The following is an 18043-nucleotide window of genomic DNA, read 5'->3' as shown; positions in this document are numbered from 1 at the left end:
AGCGGCTCTGATCGTCGCGCTTGTAATTGTCTCGGTGGCTCTGGTGCGGGCACGCCGCCGAAGCGCGTTGCTGGCAGATGAGCTGGCGAGGGCGATGCGGGAGATTCTGCAGCATCAGACGGCGCTGCAGCAGCGGAAACAACTGGACAATCTGAAGGATGAGTTCATCTCAACGGTGTCGCATGAGCTGCGAACGCCGCTGACGAGTATCCATGGAGCGCTGGGGCTGCTGTCGTCGGGCAAGGCCGGGCATGTGGATGAAAAGGCTGCGAACCTGCTGCGGATTGCGAGCAGCAATACGGAGCGGCTGGTCCGTCTGATTAACGACATATTGGACCTGGAGCGGATGGAGTCGGGCCGGGCGCCGCTGCAGATCCGGCGGCTGGAGTTGCGCGACGTGGTGGCGCAGTCGGTCGAGACGATGCGGTCGATGGCGGAGAAGTTTGGGGTGGCGCTGGAGATTGCGCCGGAGCCGGCGGAGACGCCGATCTCGTTTGACGGCGACCCGGACAGGATTCAGCAGGTGCTGACCAACCTGCTCTCGAATGCAGTCAAGTTTTCGCCACGGGGCGGGCAGGTAAAGGTGATGACGGCCTCGGACGGCGACAACCTCGTGCTGCAGGTGGTGGACGTGGGGCGTGGCGTGCCGCTCGACAAGCTGGAGAGCATCTTTGACCGGTTTGGGCAGGTGGAAACGTCGGATGCGCGACAGAAGGGCGGGACGGGGCTGGGTCTCGCGATCTGCCGCAGCATCGTGGCGCAACACGGCGGGACGATCTGGGCGGAGCGGAACGATACGAAGGGCGCGGGACCGGGGACGACGGTGATCCTGCGACTGCCGCGATACTCGACGGCGGAGCAGGCGGCGGCACTGCCGGCGGCGTCGGAGGGGGCCATTCTCGTCGTCGATGATGACCCGATTGTGCGCAACGTGGTGCGCGAACATCTGCGGCGCAATGGGTACACCGTGATTGAGACGGCCAGCGGCGAAGAGGCTCTGGAGGCTGTGGCCAAGCAGCAGGTGGATGCTGTGCTGCTGGACCTGTGCATGCCCGGGATGTCGGGCTGGGAGACGCTGGAGCGGCTGAAGAGCAAGCCGGAGACGGCGGAGATTCCGGTGGTGGTGCTAAGCGTGCTTTCGCCCGCGACACGGACGCCGGATGTGCCGACGACCCAGGGCTGGGTGCAGAAACCGTTCCATGAGACTCTGCTGCTGACCGAGATTACCCGGGCACTGCACCCGACCAGCGGGCCGGGGAAGATTCTGCTGGTGGAGGATGACGAGGACCTGGCGACGGTGGTTCTGTCCAGTTTCAGGTCAGCGGGCGAGGAGGGTTCGCTGAGCATCGATCACGTGAGCTCGCTGGCGGAGGCGGAGAGTTATTGCCAGGAAAATGCACCGGATCTGCTGATTCTGGACCTGACGCTGCGGGACGGATCAGGGTTTGCGCTGGTGGACTGGCTGCGGAGGCAGCCGAAACTCAGGACATTGCCGCTGGTCGTTTACTCTGGCAGCGAGCTGAGCGAGGCGGAGATGGCGCAGCTGCGTTTGGGACCGACGCAGTTCCTAACCAAGGCCAGAGTTCAGCCCCGCCACGTTGAAGATTTGATACTGGCCATGGTTCGGCATTTAGGAAAACCGGCAATGGGATCGGTATCAGCGTAGAATAAAGCAGCAATTCTCATCTCCAGGTCTGGTACATGCGCCGTATTCTCATCATTGATGACGAGGACGACATCCGCGAGGTTGCGGCTCTGTCATTGGAATCTGTTGCCGGCTGGTGCGTTTTGACCGCATGCTCCGGTGCTGAGGGCATTCGTGCCGCCCATGAAGAACAACCGGACGCCATTTTGATGGACGTTATGATGCCTTCGATGGATGGGCCTACCACCTTTCGTGAGATGCAACGTCTACCAGAGATCGCTAAGATTCCCGTAGTTCTACTGACAGCGAAAGTTCAAGGCGTAGATCAAAGGCGCTTTGCGGGGCTCGGCGTTGCGGGTGTTTTATTCAAACCGTTCGATCCGCTTACGCTTGCCGAGCAAATGGCGACAACGCTGGGATGGAGTTAGAAGCACGATGGAGTCTGGCTGTCACCCGCCGAAGCGGCGTAGCACACTCAACGGCGCGGGCAACGGCCTGGGAAACGTTTCTCACAACGGACACGGGTCGGGCAACGGCTTGGGACACGTCTCTCACAACGGACACGGCTCTCTAAACGGGCACGGCGCGGGAACGAGGCCGGGCGACGTTGCGCGGGAACTGATCAGCGCGCTATGGGAGCGCAGCGTGCCGTTGCTTTCAGATCGGCTGAATGGATTGGACATCGCGTGCGAGGCGGCAGTGATCGGGAGGCTTTCTCCGATTATGCGGCGCGGCGCGGCGGATACCGCGCACAAGCTGGCGGGGTCGCTGGGAATGTTCGGGTACCCGCGCGGAACGGAGCTGGCGCGGGAGATCGAGCATTTGCTGGAGGACGACGGCGTGGTAGACCCTGTGACTCTGCGGGAGCTAGTGGTGGAGCTGAGGGCGTCTTTACCGTTGTAGTCCTGTTCTGCACCCATGCTTGCTGAGACGCCGAAACAGCAGGACACGTAACCTATTGAAAGTACAACTTTAGTTGCAGGTAAGTGAGGTCCAGACGCCGGCGACGGTGCCGGAGGCTCCGCTGATGCGGAGGTCGACGAAGCTGCCGGCCGGGATGGAGACAGAGCCGAGCGCGGGGCAGGAGCCGGCGCTCGATGGCGTGCAGGCGAGCGTGGTGTCGGCCATAGTGGTGGCGGAGGCGCCGAGGCGGAGGGTAACCGTGATGTTTCCGCTCTGGCGGGACTGGACGTCGAACTCTGTAGCCGTGCAGGCCTTGGGAATCCAGGCGAGGACGGCGTCGCTCTCGGTGGTGGAGGCGTTGGGCGAGTTAAGCGCGTAATAGGTGTTGTTGTAGCTGGTGGGGTGGTACATCGCCGCGAAACTGCCGGATGTGGTGGTCGTCGAGCCGCTGCTGCCCGCGGGGCCGGTCGCGCCTTGCGGGATGCCGAAGTTGAGAATGGCGTCCTGGGCGGTGCCGGAGTTGGTGACGGTGGCGGAAGAGCCGGCGGCGAGAGTGGTGACGGTCCCGACGGTGATGGTGCCAGCGCTGCCTGCGGGACCGGTGGGGCCGGTGCTGCCGGCCTGAGCGATGACGGTCCAGACCTGCGCGTACTGGTCGGGCTCCTGATTGGAGCCGGCGGAGAGCGCGAGGTAGGTTGAGCCGTCAAAGCTGACGGCATCATTGGTGGAGTAATGGACGGCGGACGACCATTGGCCGCGGAAGTTCATGCCGGGAGCGCCCGTGGCTCCGGTGGAACCTGCTGGGCCTTGCGGGCCGGCGGGGCCCTGTTGGCCGGTCGCGCCTATTGCCCCTGTGGGGCCTTGTGGGCCGGCCGCGCCGGGGGTTCCGGCGGGGCCCTGGGCGGCGAGGAGCATCCAGTAGGCGGGAGACTGGTCGGGCGGCTGGCCGTGGTTTGAGGCGACGAGAGAGGCGTAGCTGGAGCCGTTGTACGCGACGACGTCGCCGAGGTTGTAGCTGGTGGTGGCGGAGTAGGCGCCGGTGAGGTTGAGTCCCTGCCCTGCCGGGCCGGTGGCACCTTGCGGGCCGGCTGGGCCGGTTGCGCCCTGCGGACCGGTGAGTCCGGTGGGGCCTTGCGAGCCGGTTGCGCCTGCGGGACCCTGCGGGCCGGGGGCTCCGGCGGCGCCGGTGGGACCGACGGGGCCTTGCGCAGCGAGCAGCATCCAGTACGAGGGCGATTGATCGGGGATGTTGGCGTGGTTGGTGGAAGCGAGCGAGGCGTAGCTGGAGCCGTTATAGCTGACGACGTCGCCGAGGTTGTAGCTGGTGAGATTGCTGTAGGTGCCAATCAGGTTGAGGCCCTGGCCTGCGGGACCTGTGGGGCCTTGCGGGCCGGTGGGACCTGTTGCGCCTTGTGGACCGGTGACGCCGGAGGGGCCTTGCGGGCCGGTGGGGCCTGCGGGACCCTGGGGGCCGGGGGCTCCGGCCGAGGCGAAGAGAGACCAGGCGGAGGGGGATTGGTCGGGCGCATTGCCGTGGTTGTTGGCGAGGAGCGAGACGTAGCCTGAGCCGTTGTAGAGGACCGCGTCGGCGAGCGCGTAGTTGCGGGTGGGGTCGTAGGGGCCCTGGAAGTTAAGGCCGATGGGACCGGCGGGGCCTTGAGGGCCTGTGGCGCCTTGAGGGCCGGCGAGACCTTGCGGGCCAGTGAGGCCCTGCGCTCCGGGCTGTCCGGGGATTCCCTGCAGGCCTTGGGGGCCGGTTTGGCCGGGAGGGCCGACGGGGCCGATGGGGCCCTGGGCGCCGGTGGGGCCTTGCGGGCCGGCGGCGCCGGTGGCTCCGGGGGCGCCCTGGGAGGTGAGCGTGCCCCAGGCGGAGGTCTGGCCGGGCGTGTTGCCGTGGTTGTTGCCGAGCGTGGAGACGAAGCTGGAGCCGGAGAAGAGGACGACGTCGCCGACGGCGTAGTTGTGGGTGGGGTCGTAGGCGCCCTGGTAGGCGAGGCCGGGAGCGCCGGTGGGGCCTTGCGGTCCGACGGCGCCGGTTGGGCCGGTGGGGCCAGTGGCTCCGGGCGGGCCTGTTGGGCCGGATGGGCCCTGGGGACCGGCGATTCCCTGCGGGCCCTGGACGCCGGTGGCACCGAGGGCGAGGGTTCCCCAGGCCCAAGGGGTCGAGGATGGGGTGTTGCCGTGGTTGGCGTCGGCGAGGGAGACGTAGGTGGAGCCGCCGAAGGTGACGACGGAGCCTTGCGCGTAGTTGGTGGAGGAGCTGTAGGCGCCCTGGTAGACGAAGGCTCCGGCGCCGGAGGCTCCGGCGGGACCGGTGGGACCCTGCGGGCCGGTCGCTCCGGTGAGGCCTGCGGGGCCTTGGAGACCCTGTGGGCCTGCAGGACCCTGGGGGCCGGCGGGGCCTTGTGGGCCTACCGTGCCTGCGTCGGAACTGCCTGCGGCGAGGGCGATCTCGAGTTCGGGGGCGTGGGAGGTCTGGTCGTTCTCTTTGCTGTCGAACTGGAGGATAGCGGCGGCGGAGGTGAGGGCGAGGCCGTTGTTGGAGGACGGGGCGGTGACCCAGGACTGGACGGCAGAGGTGACGTCGACGGTAATGAACTGGCCGGCGGCAGGGACCTGCATGGAGCCGATGGGGGAGCCGATGGTGGGGAGGGTGTTGAAGGTGACGCTGTACTCGCCCCAGGCGGAGGTGATGGGAGCGACGGAGACGGCCCCGGGGGTGGTGGCGAGGTTGCAGTAGAGGCGCAGGGTGGCGCGGGTGATCTGGGAGGCCGTTGTGCCGGAGGGAAGGATGCCGAGGTCGAACTGGATGAGCGTGGTGTAACCGCCGCCGACGTTGAGGTTGGAGAGCGTGCCAGAGTTGACGTCGGGCTGGGCGGAGGAGACGTGAGTGTCGGCGAGGAGGGTGGCCTGGACGGCGAAGACGGGAACGCTCCAAAGCAGCGCGAGCAGCGCGCAGAGGAGGCTCCTCCAAGTTGTCCGGTGATGCGGTCCCGACAAACCTCTTAACCCTTTCAGCGATCGAAACTCAGCGTGTCACATCGCTACAGGGCGGGTGACCGGATACAGCAGATGTGGTGAATACTCGTTTGTTTTGTAGCGGGATAAGGCATTTCGTGCAATACAACTCAATGTTGATGCTGGAGTTTCGGAGAGAGCGGGCCTAGACTGTGTGGCATGGGACGGATGGCGCCAAATCGCCGGAGTGCGCTGCTGTCGATTGGCGTGCATGCGGGTGTCGCCGGCGTGCTGGCCCTGATGGCGCATGTGCATGGGCCGTTGCTGGCTCCGAAACATATGCCGGGGACGGCGCAGGGCACGGTGCTGATGTTCAACTATCAGCTGCTGGGAGCGCCGCCCGGGTCGGCGAGCGCGGCTCCGCGCGTGCAGGCAAAGGGGCCGGCTCTGCCTGCGCCGGCGAAGAGCCTGACCCACAAGGCGAAGCAGTTGACGCAGGCGGCGACGAATGAGGCGCCGGGGAATGCGGCGGACGGATCAGAGGGTGACGGCAATATCAGCATCGCGCTGGTGCAGTTTCATCCAAGGCCGACGCCGGATCTGTCGACGCTGGCGCCGGGGACGAGCGGCGATGTGGTGCTTGATGCGCTGATCGATGCGCAGGGGAAGGTTACGAACTTGTCGGTGAGTAAGAGCCTTGGGCCGGATGTGGATCAGCAGGTGATGGCGACCGTGCGGACGTGGACGTTTACGCCGGCGACGCGGAATGGGACGCCGATCGCGAGCGAGCAGGAGCTGCTGTTTCATTACGAGCGGCGTGGGACTGCGGCGTAGTCGCGACCCCAGGGGCTAAAGCCCCGTTTTTCTCGCGTCAAATGGCACGGCTGAAGCCGTGCCCCTTCATTTCGTGGTTGTGCCCCTTCCCTGCACTGTTTTCACTTCATGGTGAGGAGCAGCACTTTGTCGGCGAGGTAGACGGTGAGGAGAAGGGTGCGGCCGTCGGGTGAGGCGGTGATGCTGCGTGGGAAGTCGCCGGTTTTGATGGTCTGGATGACCGGCTGTTTGTCCGGGTCGATGGTGAGGTCGATGACGGCGGCGTTGCCGGGGCCGTCGGTGAAGCGGTTGGAGTTGGCGACCAGAAGCTTGCGGTCGTGATCGAAGAGGGCGAGACCGACGGGGGCTTCGCCGCTGGTGTCGATGGTGCGGACGAGGGCGTGCTCCGGGTCATGCTCGAGCGCGGCGGTATTGAAGACGAGCACCTTGTTGTCGCCCTGCGCGGTGAGGTAGACGGTGCGGCCGTCGGAGGAGACGGCCTCGTGCATGGGAGAGCAGCCGGCGTTGATGACGGCCAGGGTAGCGTGGCGCTCCTGCTGCGGGCTGAAGTCTTTGGTGGGCGCGGCGGCCTTGGCAGTGTCGATGACCGAGAGACCACCGTTCTGCATGGGGTGATTGATGTCGTCCTGCACGCAGTTGCCGTGCTGGAGGTCTGGGTTGGCGTGGCCGGGGAGTCGCTCGGGCTGGTGTTCGGGGAGGAGCTCGTTGGTGGCGTAGAGGCGTGTGCCGTCGGGTGAGATGGCGATGCCGGGAGTGACGAGCTGGGTCGAGATTTCGCCGATGCCGACGGGCGCGAGCTGGCCTTTGGGGTCGCGGCGCAGGGAGATGACGCCGACGCTGCCACCGCGGAGGAACTCATTGGCGACGAAGAGCGTTTGGCCGTCAGGGGTGACGGCGAGATCACCGGAGCCGGCATGGTCGCCCTGCGGGATGATGTGCGCGGCGGCGTTGCCCTGGAGCACGGAATCGAGCGGGAGGAAGGCGACGCCGGCGTCGAAGAAACCGACGGCGACGGTGCGGCTGTTGGGGATGAGCAGGATGCCGCCGGCGGGTTCGGCGCCGAGGGGGTTATAGGCGATGCGCTTGATCCTGTCGCCGTCGATGTGAAAGACCTCGATGCCGGAGCCGAGGCGGTGCTCGTGCGTGACGGTGACGAGGATGTACTGGCCGTCAGGGGTAAAGATGGCCTGGGATGGATGGCCATCGGTCGGGATAGGGCTTACGTCAAGGATGTGGGTTGAGGTTTGCGCGGCCGCGAGCGGGCAGAGGCAGAGTGCGGCCGCGGCGAGCAGAAAGCGCATGGAGCAACCATATCGCCCGGCGGAGGGTCTGTCAGCGAGGAAGTTAGAACTTTGAAGGGGCGGATGTTCGCCGTATTCTTGTGACCTATGCCTACTGAGACGATGAACGCGACTGCCGCTGATACTGAATTGAATACGCCGGGGCATCTTGCCTCACCTGATCGGCTGGTGAATGTTCCACGGCTGATTACGGCGTTCTATGCGCGGCATCCGGATGTGGCGAACCCTTCGGAGCGGGTGAGCTTCGGGACGAGCGGGCACCGCGGATCGTCGCTGACGACGAGCTTCAACTACGCGCATATTCTGGCGATCACGCAGGCGATCTGCGAGTATCGCGCGAAAGAGAAGACGACGGGACCGCTGTTTCTGGCGCAGGATACGCATGCGCTGAGCGAGCCGGCGTTCTCGACCGCGCTCGAGGTGCTGTCGGCGAATGGCGTGCAGGTGCTGATTGATAGAGACCTGGGCTATACGCCTACACCTGCGTTGTCGCACGCGATTTTGAAACACAATGCAGATCCTAAGTCGCCGCGCGCCGATGGCATTGTGATTACGCCATCGCACAATCCGCCGGAGGATGGCGGCTTCAAGTACAACCCGCCGAGCGGCGGCCCGGCGGACACGACGGCGACGAAGTGGATTGAGAATCGCGCGAATGAGCTGATTGCGGCGAAGCTGCAGGGCGTGAAGCGGCTGGCGTATCACCGTGCGGTTTCGGCCGAGACGACGATGAAGTTCGATTTCATCGGGTCATACGTGGATGAGTTGCCGAGCGTGGTGGACATGGAGGCGATTCGCACGAGTGGGCTGAAGCTGGCGGTGGATCCGCTGGGCGGCGCGGGCGTGCACTACTGGCCGCGGATTGCGGAGCAGTACAAACTGCCGCTCGAGGTGCTGAATAAGTATGTCGATCCGACGTTCCGGTTCATGACGCTGGATTGGGATGGGCGCATTCGCATGGACTGCAGCTCGCCGTTTGCGATGGCGTCGATGATTGCGAAGAAGGACAAGTATGACGTGGCGTGGGCGTGCGACACGGACCATGATCGGCACGGCATTGTGACGAGGAGTTCGGGGCTGCTGAATCCGAATCATTATCTGGCGGTGTGCATTCAGTATTTGTTTATGCATCGGCCGGAGTGGAGCGAGAAGGTGGGGATTGGCAAGACGCTGGTGTCGTCGAGCATGATTGACCGCGTAGCGAAGGGGCTGGGGCGGAAGATGCTCGAGGTGCCGGTGGGCTTCAAGTGGTTCGTGGATGGATTGCTGGATGGCACACTGGGGTTTGTCGGCGAGGAGTCGGCGGGCGCGAGCTTCCTGCGGCGTGATGGGAGTGTGTGGTCGACGGATAAGGATGGGCTGATCTGCGGATTGCTTGCGGCGGAGATGACGGCGACGACGGGCAAGGATCCGGGTGTGCTGTATGGGCAGTTGACGGCGAGATATGGCGCGCCCGTGTATCAGCGGATCGACGCAGCGGCCACGAAGGACGAGAAGGCAAAGCTTGCGAAGCTCTCAGCCTCGCAAGTGACGGCGAAGACGCTGGCGGGCGATCCGATTACGGCGATCCTGACGGAGGCGCCGGGGAATGGGGCGGCGATCGGCGGCCTGAAGGTGGCGACGGCTGAAGGATGGTTTGCGGCGCGGCCGAGCGGCACGGAGGATGTGTACAAGATTTATGCGGAGAGCTTCAAGGGCGAGGAGCATCTGAAGCGGATTCAGGAAGAGGCGAAGGCGCTGGTGAGCGCGGCGTTGAAGGGGTAGAGAGCACTCCGAAGGAGATTAAGATGGCTGAGCAGCCTCCGCTGGAATTTGTGTTCTACATCGCCGCGCCGGCGGAGAAGGTGTGGGAGGGGTTTACTTCTGCCGAGTCGAACCGTGTGTTGTTTATGGGGGCGACGTTAGAGGCGGAACTGAAGCCCGGTGGGTCGATGAACTGGGTGGGCACGGGGCCGGATGGGAAGCACGTCACGTTTGTTCGCGGTGAGGTGATCAAGGCGGAGCGGCCGAAGCTGCTTCAGTACACGTTTGCAATGGGCGACTTCAGCAGAGCGTCGCGCGTGACGGTGGAGCTGACGCAGGAGAGCGAGGCGACGCAGGTTGTCGTGACGCATGATCGGTGGGCGGAAGAGGACAAGACGTCTGCGGCGACGGCGGATGGATGGCCGCGAATTCTTTCGCGGATGAAGACGCTGATTGAGACGGGGAAGACGTTCAAGCCGCATTGATGCGGCAGCTTTTGACGCAAAGGGCCCAAAGGAACGCAAAGGACCGCCACGAAAGTTGTGGCGGTCCTTCATGTTTTCGTCTGCGCTGACTCGATCAGACGCCCACTGCGTGGCGGAGATGCGGGCGGACGCGCTCGAGGGCAGCCTCGGCGGTGAGGCCGTACTTCGCGCGGAGGGATTCGACCTTGCCGTGCTCGATGAACTGGTCGGGCCAGCCGATACGAACGACAGGTGTGTCAATTCCCTGCTCTGCGAGCGACTCGAGCACGGCGGAGCCGAAGCCGCCAGCGAGGACGTGGTCCTCGAAGGTGACGAGCAGGGGGCAGCGTTTTGCGTAGCGCGCGACGCATTCGTGATCGAGCGGCTTGGCGAAGCGCGCGTTGATGACGGCGACGCTCTGGCCTTCGTTGCGGAGCATTGCGGCGAGGCGCTCGGCTTCGGGAAGCATGCCGCCAAGCGAGAAGATGGCGACGTCCGAACCGTCGCGGAGGACTTCAGCTCTGCCGATCTCGAGGGCTTGCGGCTGGGCTTTCACTTGAGTGCCGGGCCCGACGCCGCGCGGGTAGCGGATGGCGCTAGGGCCGTTGTGCTGCAGCGCGGTGAACATCATGTCCTGCAGCTCGTCTTCGTCTTTGGGGTCCATGTGGATGATGTTGGGGATGCCGCGCAGATAGCTGATGTCGAAGAGGCCGTGGTGCGTGGGGCCGTCGTCGCCGGAGAGGCCGCCGCGGTCCATGCAGAAGACGACAGGGAGCTCCTGCAGGGCGACGTCGTGGACGACCTGATCGAAGGCGCGTTGCAGGAACGTGGAGTAGATGGCGCAGAACGGGCTGAAGCCTTTGGTGGCCATGCCAGCGGCGAAGAGCACGGCGTGCTCCTCGGCGATGCCGACATCGAAGTAGCGATTGGGGTGGTGCGGGCGGAAGAGATCGAGTGCGGTGCCGTTGGGCATGGCCGCAGTGATGGCGACGACCTTGTCGTTCGAGTCGGCGAGCTTGGTGAGGCTCTCGGCGAAGACTTCGGAGTAGGTCTTCTGGCCGGTGGGTTTGGTTTCGCCGGTCTCTGGATCGTAGGGGCCGAGGCCGTGGAACTTCTTCTGCTTTTCGAGCGCGGGTTGGAAGCCGCGGCCCTTCTGCGTGATGGCGTGCAGGATGACGGGGCGATCGAGCTGCTTGAGCACGCGGAACGTTTCGATGAGCAGCGGAAGATTGTGGCCGTCGATGGGGCCGAAGTAGTCGAGGCCGAACTCTTCGAAGATCATGCCGCGGCCGACGATGCCCTTGGCGGCTTCTTCTGCCTTGCGCACGATGTGGCGAGCGGCCTTGCCGCCGATCTTTTCGACGAGGCCGGTGGCGCGGTCGTGCAGGTTGATCCAGGTGGCGCTGGTGGCGACCTTGTGCAGGTACTCGGCGATGGCACCGACGTTCTTGTCGATGGACCACTCGTTGTCGTTGAGCACGATGATCATGCGCTTCGTTTGAGCAGCGATGTTGTTGAGCGCCTCGAAGCTGATGCCGTTGGTGAAGGCGGCGTCGCCGGCGAGCGCGACGATGTGTTCGTGGCCGCCGGCCATGTCACGCGCGACGGCCATGCCGAGAGCGGCGGAGAGCGCGGTGCCTGCGTGACCGGCGCCGAAGCAGTCGTGCTCACTCTCGGTGCGGAGCATGAAGCCGTTGAGGCCGCCGGGCTGGCGGATGGTGTCGAAGCGGGATTCGCGGCCGGTGAGCAGCTTGTGGACGTAGCTCTGGTGCGAGACGTCGAAGACGAAGCTGTCGCGGGGGGTGTCGAACACGTAGTGCATGGCGATGGTCAGCTCGACCACGCCGAGGTTCGGCCCGATATGCCCGCCCGTCTTGGCGACGCCGGTGATGAGGCGTTCGCGGATCTCTTCGGCGAGGCGTTCTAACTCTATTAATCCAAGCCGTTTAACATCTGCCGGGGACTTGATCCTGCTCAGGTACTCGCTCATTGGAACCTATTTCGTGCCGGGCTGATGGCTCAATCTTGGGAGCTGATGGCTCCGTTTTGACGTCAGCGCACCGACTTCTCAGTGTATCAACCATGAGACGTTAAACCCGACACGGGCAGTTGTGGTTGCGGTAGCATGGCTGCCATGAAGGTCACGGCCCTTGGGATTGTGTTGTCTCTGCAACTTGCCGGCGCTGGCTTGATTCACGCGCAAACCGTCCTCCCGCTATGGCCGCATGGCACGCCGGAACCTCCGCAGACGACGGAGCCGGAGAAGGATGTGACGACCGATCAGGACGCCCTGATCAACGGACACCGTACAGCACGTTTGACGAATGTTACGGAGCCTACGTTGACAGTTTTCCTTCCGCAACATTCGATGGGAGTTACGTCTGCAGCCGTTGTGTTTCCGGGCGGAGGGTACCGTCGGCTGGCGTGGGACGGCGAAGGAATTGACGTCTGCCACTGGCTGAACTCGATTGGCATGGCGTGCGTGCTGGTGAAGTATCGGGTGCCGGAGACGGGGCATTATCCGGAGAATCCAGCGGACCTTGAAGACGCGCAGCAGGCGATGCGGATGGCGCGTGCGCATGCAGCGGAGTGGCACATCAATCCGGCGAGGATCGGAGTGATCGGGTTCTCGGCAGGCGGGCATCTCGCTGTGGCGCTGTCGAATCACTTCGACGATAAGAGTGTGGAAAGCACGCCCGCGGCGAAGGATGTCGATACGAGCATCAGCGCGCGCCCGGAGTTTGCGATCCTCGGCTATCCGGCGTATCTGTCGGCCGGGCCGAATGGGACACAGCTTGATCAAAACCTGACTCCGAATTCCAGGACGCCGCCGACGTTCATGGTGCAGGCGGAGAATGACAGGACGTACATCGACAGCTCGCTGGTGTACTACCGCGCGTTGAAGGATGCAGGTATTCCGGCGGAGCTGCATCTGTACGCAACGGGCGGACATGGCTTTGGCGTGCGCCCGGTGGGTTTCCCCGAGGAGCACTGGACGCACACGGCAACCGATTGGCTGCGACGCATCGGAATGCTGCAGGGACGAAACGGGGAATTTGCGCAGACGCAGGGACCGGCGACGCCTCAACCCTGCCCTGCGCATCAGCTGGCGATTGGAAGACCTGCGCCCGCGCCGACAACTCCCGCCGGCGCGCCTGAAAATCCGAACTGCCTGTAAGTCAATTACTCAGGCGTCGATCGCAGCTTCCAGCGCGGCCGGGCTGGGCTGCTCGGTGCGGAAGGTGTGCTCTGATCTCGCCACAACTACGCTGGCGAGGCAGTTGCCGACGACGTTCACGGTGGTGCGCGCCATATCCATGATCGTGTCGACTCCGAGAAGAACGAAGAGTGGTTCGACGGGAAGATGGAAGGTCGACACCGTGCCGAGCAGGATGACGAACATGGAACGCGGAACGCCGGCGACGCCTTTGCTCGTCAGCATGAGCGTGAGCATCATGATGAGTTGCTGCGCGATGGACATGTGAATGCCGCCGGCCTGCGCGATGAAGATTGAGGTTACGGCGAGATAGAGCGTTGTGCCGTCGAGGTTGAAGCTGTAGCCCGCCGGAATGACAAAGGCCACGATGCGGCGAGGAACACCGAAGGCCTCCATCTGCTCCATGGCGCTGGGCAGGGCTGCCTGACTGGCGCCTGTGGCGAAGGCGATGGTTGCGGGCTCGGCGACGGCGCGCAGGAATCCCATGACGGGGATGCGGAAGAGCAGAGCGACCGGCAACAAGACGCCGAAGCCAAAGACCGTGAGCGCGACGAACAGCGTCAGCACAAGCTTGCCGACATTGACGAGCACACCGAGGCCGAGGCCGCCGACCGTGAAGGCCATCGCGCCCGCGACACCGAGCGGCGCGAAATACATGACGATGTTGGTGAAGCGGAACATCACCTCGGCGAGGCTTTCGCAGAAGCGCAGCATGGGCGCGCGTTTGGACTCCTGCACCAGCGCAAGCGCGATGGCAAAGAGAATGGAGAAGACGGCGACCTGCAGGATCTGGCCTTCGGCGACGCTCTTGGCGAAGTTTTCCGGAAAGATGTGGATGAGGAAGTCGTTCCAGTGCGTGGGCGGAGGGGTAGCCTGCGGCGCGATGCTGCCGGGAGTGAATGCCAGCCCTACGCCGGCCTTGCTGATGTTGATCGCAAGCAGGCCTATGAAGAGCGCGACGGTCGTGACAAGTTCGAAGTAAACGATGGACTTGATGCCCATGCGGCCGACGCTCTTGAGATCGCCGTGGCTGGCGATGCCGACGACCAGCATGGCGAAGATGAGCGGAGCGACAACGCATTGAATCAGGCGCAGGAAGATGTCGGAGAGGACGCGCAGTTGAACGGCGAATTTGGGCGCGTCGAAGCCGAGCTCGGCTCCCGCCACCATCGCGACAAACATCCAGACGGAGAGGCTGCGGCGCAGTGTGGCGAAGACCAGCAGCGCGAGAACTCCGAGGCAGCGAAGGACGAGCGCGGCGGTATGCGGTCCGTGCAGCGCGGCGAGGATAATGCCGGCGCAATAGCAGACGATACCCGCGATGAGCGCAGTGGTTTCGCGGAGAGCGGCGCGCCGGCCGCGAGGCGGACGTGCGGCCAGTGAGCCAGTTGAGCCGGGGTCTTTGGACATCGTTCGGGAAGGATATCAATGTCCCGATATGCCGCGGGCGTCTGCGATGCAGCGCAGAGGTTGCGTGTAGGATAGCGGCACACCTGAAACCCTTCCGGGAGAGAAGCCTGTGCGCTTGCGTCTTGCTGTTCTCAGTCTCGCCGTTTCGTTGTGCTCCATTCCGTCCTTCGCCGCCGATCCTCATCCGCACATCCTCGAGCAGCCCGCGATCAGCAGAGATCTGATTGCGTTCAGCTATGCGGGCGATCTGTGGACGGTGCCGCGGTCTGGCGGACGTGCCTCGCGCCTGACGACCGGCGTGGGCATCGAGAGCCAGCCGGTCTTTTCTCCTGATGGAAAGACCATCGCGTTCACCGGCGAGTATGACGGCAACACGGACGTGTTCACGATTCCAACGACGGGCGGAATTCCGAAGCGCATCACGTATCATCCGGCGGCGGATGTCGCGGTGGGATGGACGCCGGATGGCAAGAGCATTGTGTTTCGGTCGAACCGCGATGCGGCGAGCCGCTACACGCAACTCTTCGAGGTGCCGGCGGAAGGCGGCGTGGAGAAGGTGCTTCCGCTGCCGACTGCGTACACGGGAGAGCTCTCGCCGGATGGGTCGCGGATCGCATACAACCCGCTGGGGCCGGGCTCGGCGTTCAACTTCACGACGTTTGTCTCGTGGGGCAATTATCACGGCGGACTGGCGCCGGCGATCTGGATTACGACGCTGCCAGGACTGGAGTCTGTCGAGGTCCCGCACGAGACTTCTGCGGACTATTCGTCGACGTGGGCTGACGGCAAGCTCTATTTCCTCTCGGGGCGCAAGGGGCTGATTTCGATCTACAGCTACGACGCGTCGAGCAAGGCCGTGGCCGAGGTGTATCAGAGCACCGGGTCGGACATTCACTCGCTGGCGAGCGACGGGCATACGCTGGTCTTCGACCGGCTGGGCGAGCTGTACACGATGGAGCCGGGCGGACAGCCGCATCTGGTGGACATCGACGTTACGGGCGATTTGCCAGATGTGCGTTCGCACTTTGTGAAGGTCGCGACCGAGATTGAGCACATGTCGCTGTCACCGACGGCGCTGCGCATCGCGGTGGAGGCGCACGGCGAAATCCTTACAGTGCCCACGAAGAATGGGCTGGTGCGCAACCTGACGAACTCGCCGGGCGTGATGGAGCGCGGGCCCGCGTGGTCGCCGGATGGGCAGTCCATCGCGTTCTTTTCCGATGAGCCGAGCGCCGATGGCAAGCCCGCGCTGTATCACCTGCACGTCGTCTCGCAAACAGGCGCGGGCGCGGTGAAGAAGTTTGCGCTGGCGCCGGAACCCGCGTACTACTTCGAGCCCGTGTGGTCGCCCGACTCGAAGCTGATTACGTTTTACGACAACCGCATGCGGCGTTTTCTGCTGGACACGACGAGCGGCAAGCTCACGCAGATCGGCGAGCCGAATGTCTTTGGCGGGTTCTCGAATGAAACCCATGCAATTGCGTGGTCGCCGGATTCGAAGTGGCTGGTCTATCCGCGCTCGATGCCGAACCATTTGCACTCGCTGTTTCTGTACTCGGTGGACAAGGGCACGTCGACGCAGTTGACCGACGACATGGCGGACGCGCACACGCCGGCGTTCGACCGCAACGGCAAGTACATGTACTTCCTAGCGAGCAACAACGAGGGCGCGACGGAGGCCGGCCTCGACATGACGAGCGACCTGTACACCGTGACGAGCTCGATTTACTCGCTCGCGCTTTCTGCGAAGACGCTCTCGCCTGTGGCGCCAGAGAGCGATGACGAAAAGGCTCCGGCGGAGGTGAAGGAGAAGGCGAAGGAAAACGCCGACGTCACGCCCGCGGGCGCGACTGCTGAGGAGAACAAGGAAGCAACGCAGCATCCAACGCTGCCGCAGAAGCCCACTCCACCGAAGCCGACCGATATCGACATCGCAGGTGCGAGCCTGGAGACGATTGCCGGACGCATGGCTCCGCTGCCGCTGCCGCCGCGCAATTACAGCGATCTTTCAGCGGGCAAGCCGGGCACCGTCTACTTCGTCGAGACGACGGGATCGCGGCGCTTCGGTGGTGGCGGAGACAACACGCTGAGCCGCTTTGTGCTGGAGGGCCGCAAGACGGAAAAGCTGGCCGAGCATGTAGAGAGCTACGAGATCTCAGCCGACGGCGAGAAGATGCTGCTGCGTATGGGCACTCCTGAAGAAGGCGCAGAGCCACCTGCAGGCGGTGCCGCTCCTTCGGCGCCGAAGCTCTTCATCGTCTCCGCGACTGCGCCGGTAAAGCCCGGTGATGGCGCGGTGAAGATTGACGATCTGCAGGTGAAGGTCGATCCGCAGGCCGAGTGGAGGCAGATGTACCACGAGGTGTGGCGCATTGAGCGCGCTTACTTCTACGACCCGCACTACCACGGCGTGAACACGGTCGAGGAGGAGCAGCGCTTCGAGCCGTATGTCGATTCCATCGCCTCGCGCGCGGACCTCAACTACATCTTCCAGGAGATGCTGACTGGTTTCTCCGTCGGGCATCTGCGCGGGCATGGCGGCGCGATCCCCGAGGCGCAGCGGGTGCCGGGTGGCTTGCTGGGCGCCGACTACACGATCAAGAACGATCGCTATTGCATAGCCAAGATCTACACCGGCGGCACGTGGTCGCCGACGGTGAAGGCGCCGCTCGCGCAACCCGGGCTGAATGTGCACGCGGGCGACTGCATTCTCGCAATCAATGGGCAGAACCTGACTGCGGCGACGGACATCCAGGAGCCGCTCGAAGGTACGTCCGGCCACGCCGTGACGCTACACATCGGCGCGGCGAACGGAGACGGCGCGCGCGACATCACCGTCACTCCCGTCGCTAACGAGCTGCAGCTTCGCAATGCGGATTGGATCGACGCCAACCGCCGCAAGGTCGATCAACTCTCCGGCGGAAAGCTGGCGTATGTCTATTTACCGGACACAGGCGCCGGTGGATTCACGAACTTCAATCGCTATTTCATGGCCCAGACCAACAAGGAGGGCGTGATCGTCGACGAGAGATACAACGGCGGCGGACAGGTCGCGGACTACATCATCGAAGTGCTCGCCCGGCAGGTGGAGGCCTACTGGTCGCCGCGGTATGGTGCGATCGAACACACGCCGAATGCCGGCATCTACGGGCCAAAGGTGATGATTGCGAACGAGTCGGCTGGCTCGGGCGGCGACGCTCTGCCGTGGCTGTTCAAGCACGACCACCTGGGCACGCTCGTCGGCAAGCGCACCTGGGGCGGATTGGTCGGCATCGGACAGATCCCCGTCCTGATGGATGGCGGCGAGGTCACCAGTCCGAGCGTGGCGTTCTTCTCGCCCGCCGGCCAGTGGGACGTCGAGAACCACGGGGTCGAACCGGACATCTCGGTCGAGCAGGACCCGAAGGCGGTTGCCGAGGGACACGATCCGCAGCTCGAGAAGGCGGTGGCCGTTGCCCTGGAGCAGCTAAAGCAGAATCCGCCGGCGGAGCCGCATCGGCCGGCGTACCCGAACTACCACCAGGCGCAGTAACTCGCTGACGCGGCCCCCACTCGATGAAGTCCGGCG

12 protein-coding genes are annotated in these 18043 nt (G+C 64.3%); 8 read left to right on the top strand and 4 right to left on the bottom strand.

The annotated features are described in order from the left end of the window. The first annotated feature begins 94 nt into the window (after window positions 1-94). Genes VGU25_13300 through VGU25_13290 form a run of 3 tightly spaced genes read left to right on the top strand, consistent with a single transcriptional unit; the run spans window position 95 to window position 2548 of the window. Window positions 95-1666 carry a response regulator gene (locus VGU25_13300; GenBank protein ID HEV2578178.1) on the top strand — a complete coding sequence of 524 codons (1572 nt, stop codon included), beginning with the start codon at window positions 95-97 and terminating at the stop codon, window positions 1664-1666. A gap of 35 nt (window positions 1667-1701) precedes the next feature. Next, entirely contained in the window at window positions 1702-2073 is a 372-nt protein-coding gene (locus tag VGU25_13295) for a response regulator (GenBank protein HEV2578177.1), read from the top strand. Between the two features lie 7 nt (window positions 2074-2080). Further along, entirely contained in the window at window positions 2081-2548 is a 468-nt protein-coding gene (locus tag VGU25_13290) for an Hpt domain-containing protein (GenBank protein ID HEV2578176.1), read from the top strand. A gap of 69 nt (window positions 2549-2617) precedes the next feature. On the opposite strand, the gene VGU25_13285 is transcribed toward VGU25_13290, so the two are convergent. Then, window positions 2618-5548, bottom strand: coding sequence for a DNRLRE domain-containing protein (locus tag VGU25_13285; protein HEV2578175.1), 2931 nt, complete (start codon window positions 5546-5548; stop codon window positions 2618-2620). 186 nt (window positions 5549-5734) lie between these two features. Here VGU25_13285 and VGU25_13280 point away from each other — a divergent pair, with 186 nt between their 5' ends. After that, window positions 5735-6340 carry a TonB family protein gene (locus tag VGU25_13280; protein HEV2578174.1) on the top strand — a complete coding sequence of 202 codons (606 nt, stop codon included), beginning with the start codon at window positions 5735-5737 and terminating at the stop codon, window positions 6338-6340. Window positions 6341-6441: 101 nt separating this feature from the next. On the opposite strand, the gene VGU25_13275 is transcribed toward VGU25_13280, so the two are convergent. Beyond that, on the bottom strand, window positions 6442-7641 hold the full coding sequence (locus tag VGU25_13275; GenBank protein ID HEV2578173.1) for a YncE family protein: 1200 nt from the start codon (window positions 7639-7641) through the stop codon (window positions 6442-6444). 102 nt (window positions 7642-7743) lie between these two features. On the opposite strand from VGU25_13275, the gene pgm reads away from it, so the two are divergent. Both pgm and VGU25_13265 read left to right on the top strand, forming a co-directional pair. Further along, on the top strand, window positions 7744-9405 hold the full coding sequence (pgm, locus tag VGU25_13270) for a phosphoglucomutase (alpha-D-glucose-1,6-bisphosphate-dependent) (protein HEV2578172.1): 1662 nt from the start codon (window positions 7744-7746) through the stop codon (window positions 9403-9405). Window positions 9406-9428: 23 nt separating this feature from the next. Beyond that, entirely contained in the window at window positions 9429-9869 is a 441-nt protein-coding gene (locus VGU25_13265; protein HEV2578171.1) for an SRPBCC domain-containing protein, read from the top strand. A gap of 94 nt (window positions 9870-9963) precedes the next feature. Here VGU25_13265 and dxs read toward each other — a convergent pair whose 3' ends face one another. After that, window positions 9964-11838 carry a 1-deoxy-D-xylulose-5-phosphate synthase gene (gene dxs, locus VGU25_13260; GenBank protein ID HEV2578170.1) on the bottom strand — a complete coding sequence of 625 codons (1875 nt, stop codon included), beginning with the start codon at window positions 11836-11838 and terminating at the stop codon, window positions 9964-9966. 144 nt (window positions 11839-11982) lie between these two features. On the opposite strand from dxs, the gene VGU25_13255 reads away from it, so the two are divergent. Beyond that, entirely contained in the window at window positions 11983-13026 is a 1044-nt protein-coding gene (locus VGU25_13255) for an alpha/beta hydrolase (GenBank protein ID HEV2578169.1), read from the top strand. Between the two features lie 9 nt (window positions 13027-13035). Here VGU25_13255 and VGU25_13250 read toward each other — a convergent pair whose 3' ends face one another. Beyond that, window positions 13036-14475 (bottom strand): cation:dicarboxylase symporter family transporter, encoded by a 1440-nt coding sequence (locus tag VGU25_13250; protein HEV2578168.1) that lies wholly within the window; start codon window positions 14473-14475, stop codon window positions 13036-13038. Window positions 14476-14590: 115 nt separating this feature from the next. Here VGU25_13250 and VGU25_13245 point away from each other — a divergent pair, with 115 nt between their 5' ends. Continuing rightward, the gene (locus VGU25_13245; GenBank protein HEV2578167.1) at window positions 14591-18007 is read left to right on the top strand and encodes a PDZ domain-containing protein; all 3417 of its coding nucleotides are present in this window, start codon (window positions 14591-14593) and stop codon (window positions 18005-18007) included. The last annotated feature ends 36 nt before the right edge of the window (window positions 18008-18043 follow it).

It is taken from the genome of Acidobacteriaceae bacterium, assembly GCA_035944135.1.
Classification (GTDB): domain Bacteria; phylum Acidobacteriota; class Terriglobia; order Terriglobales; family Acidobacteriaceae; genus Granulicella.
Note: the sequence above shows the minus strand (reverse complement) of the source record. Positions and strands in the feature narration are given on the sequence as shown.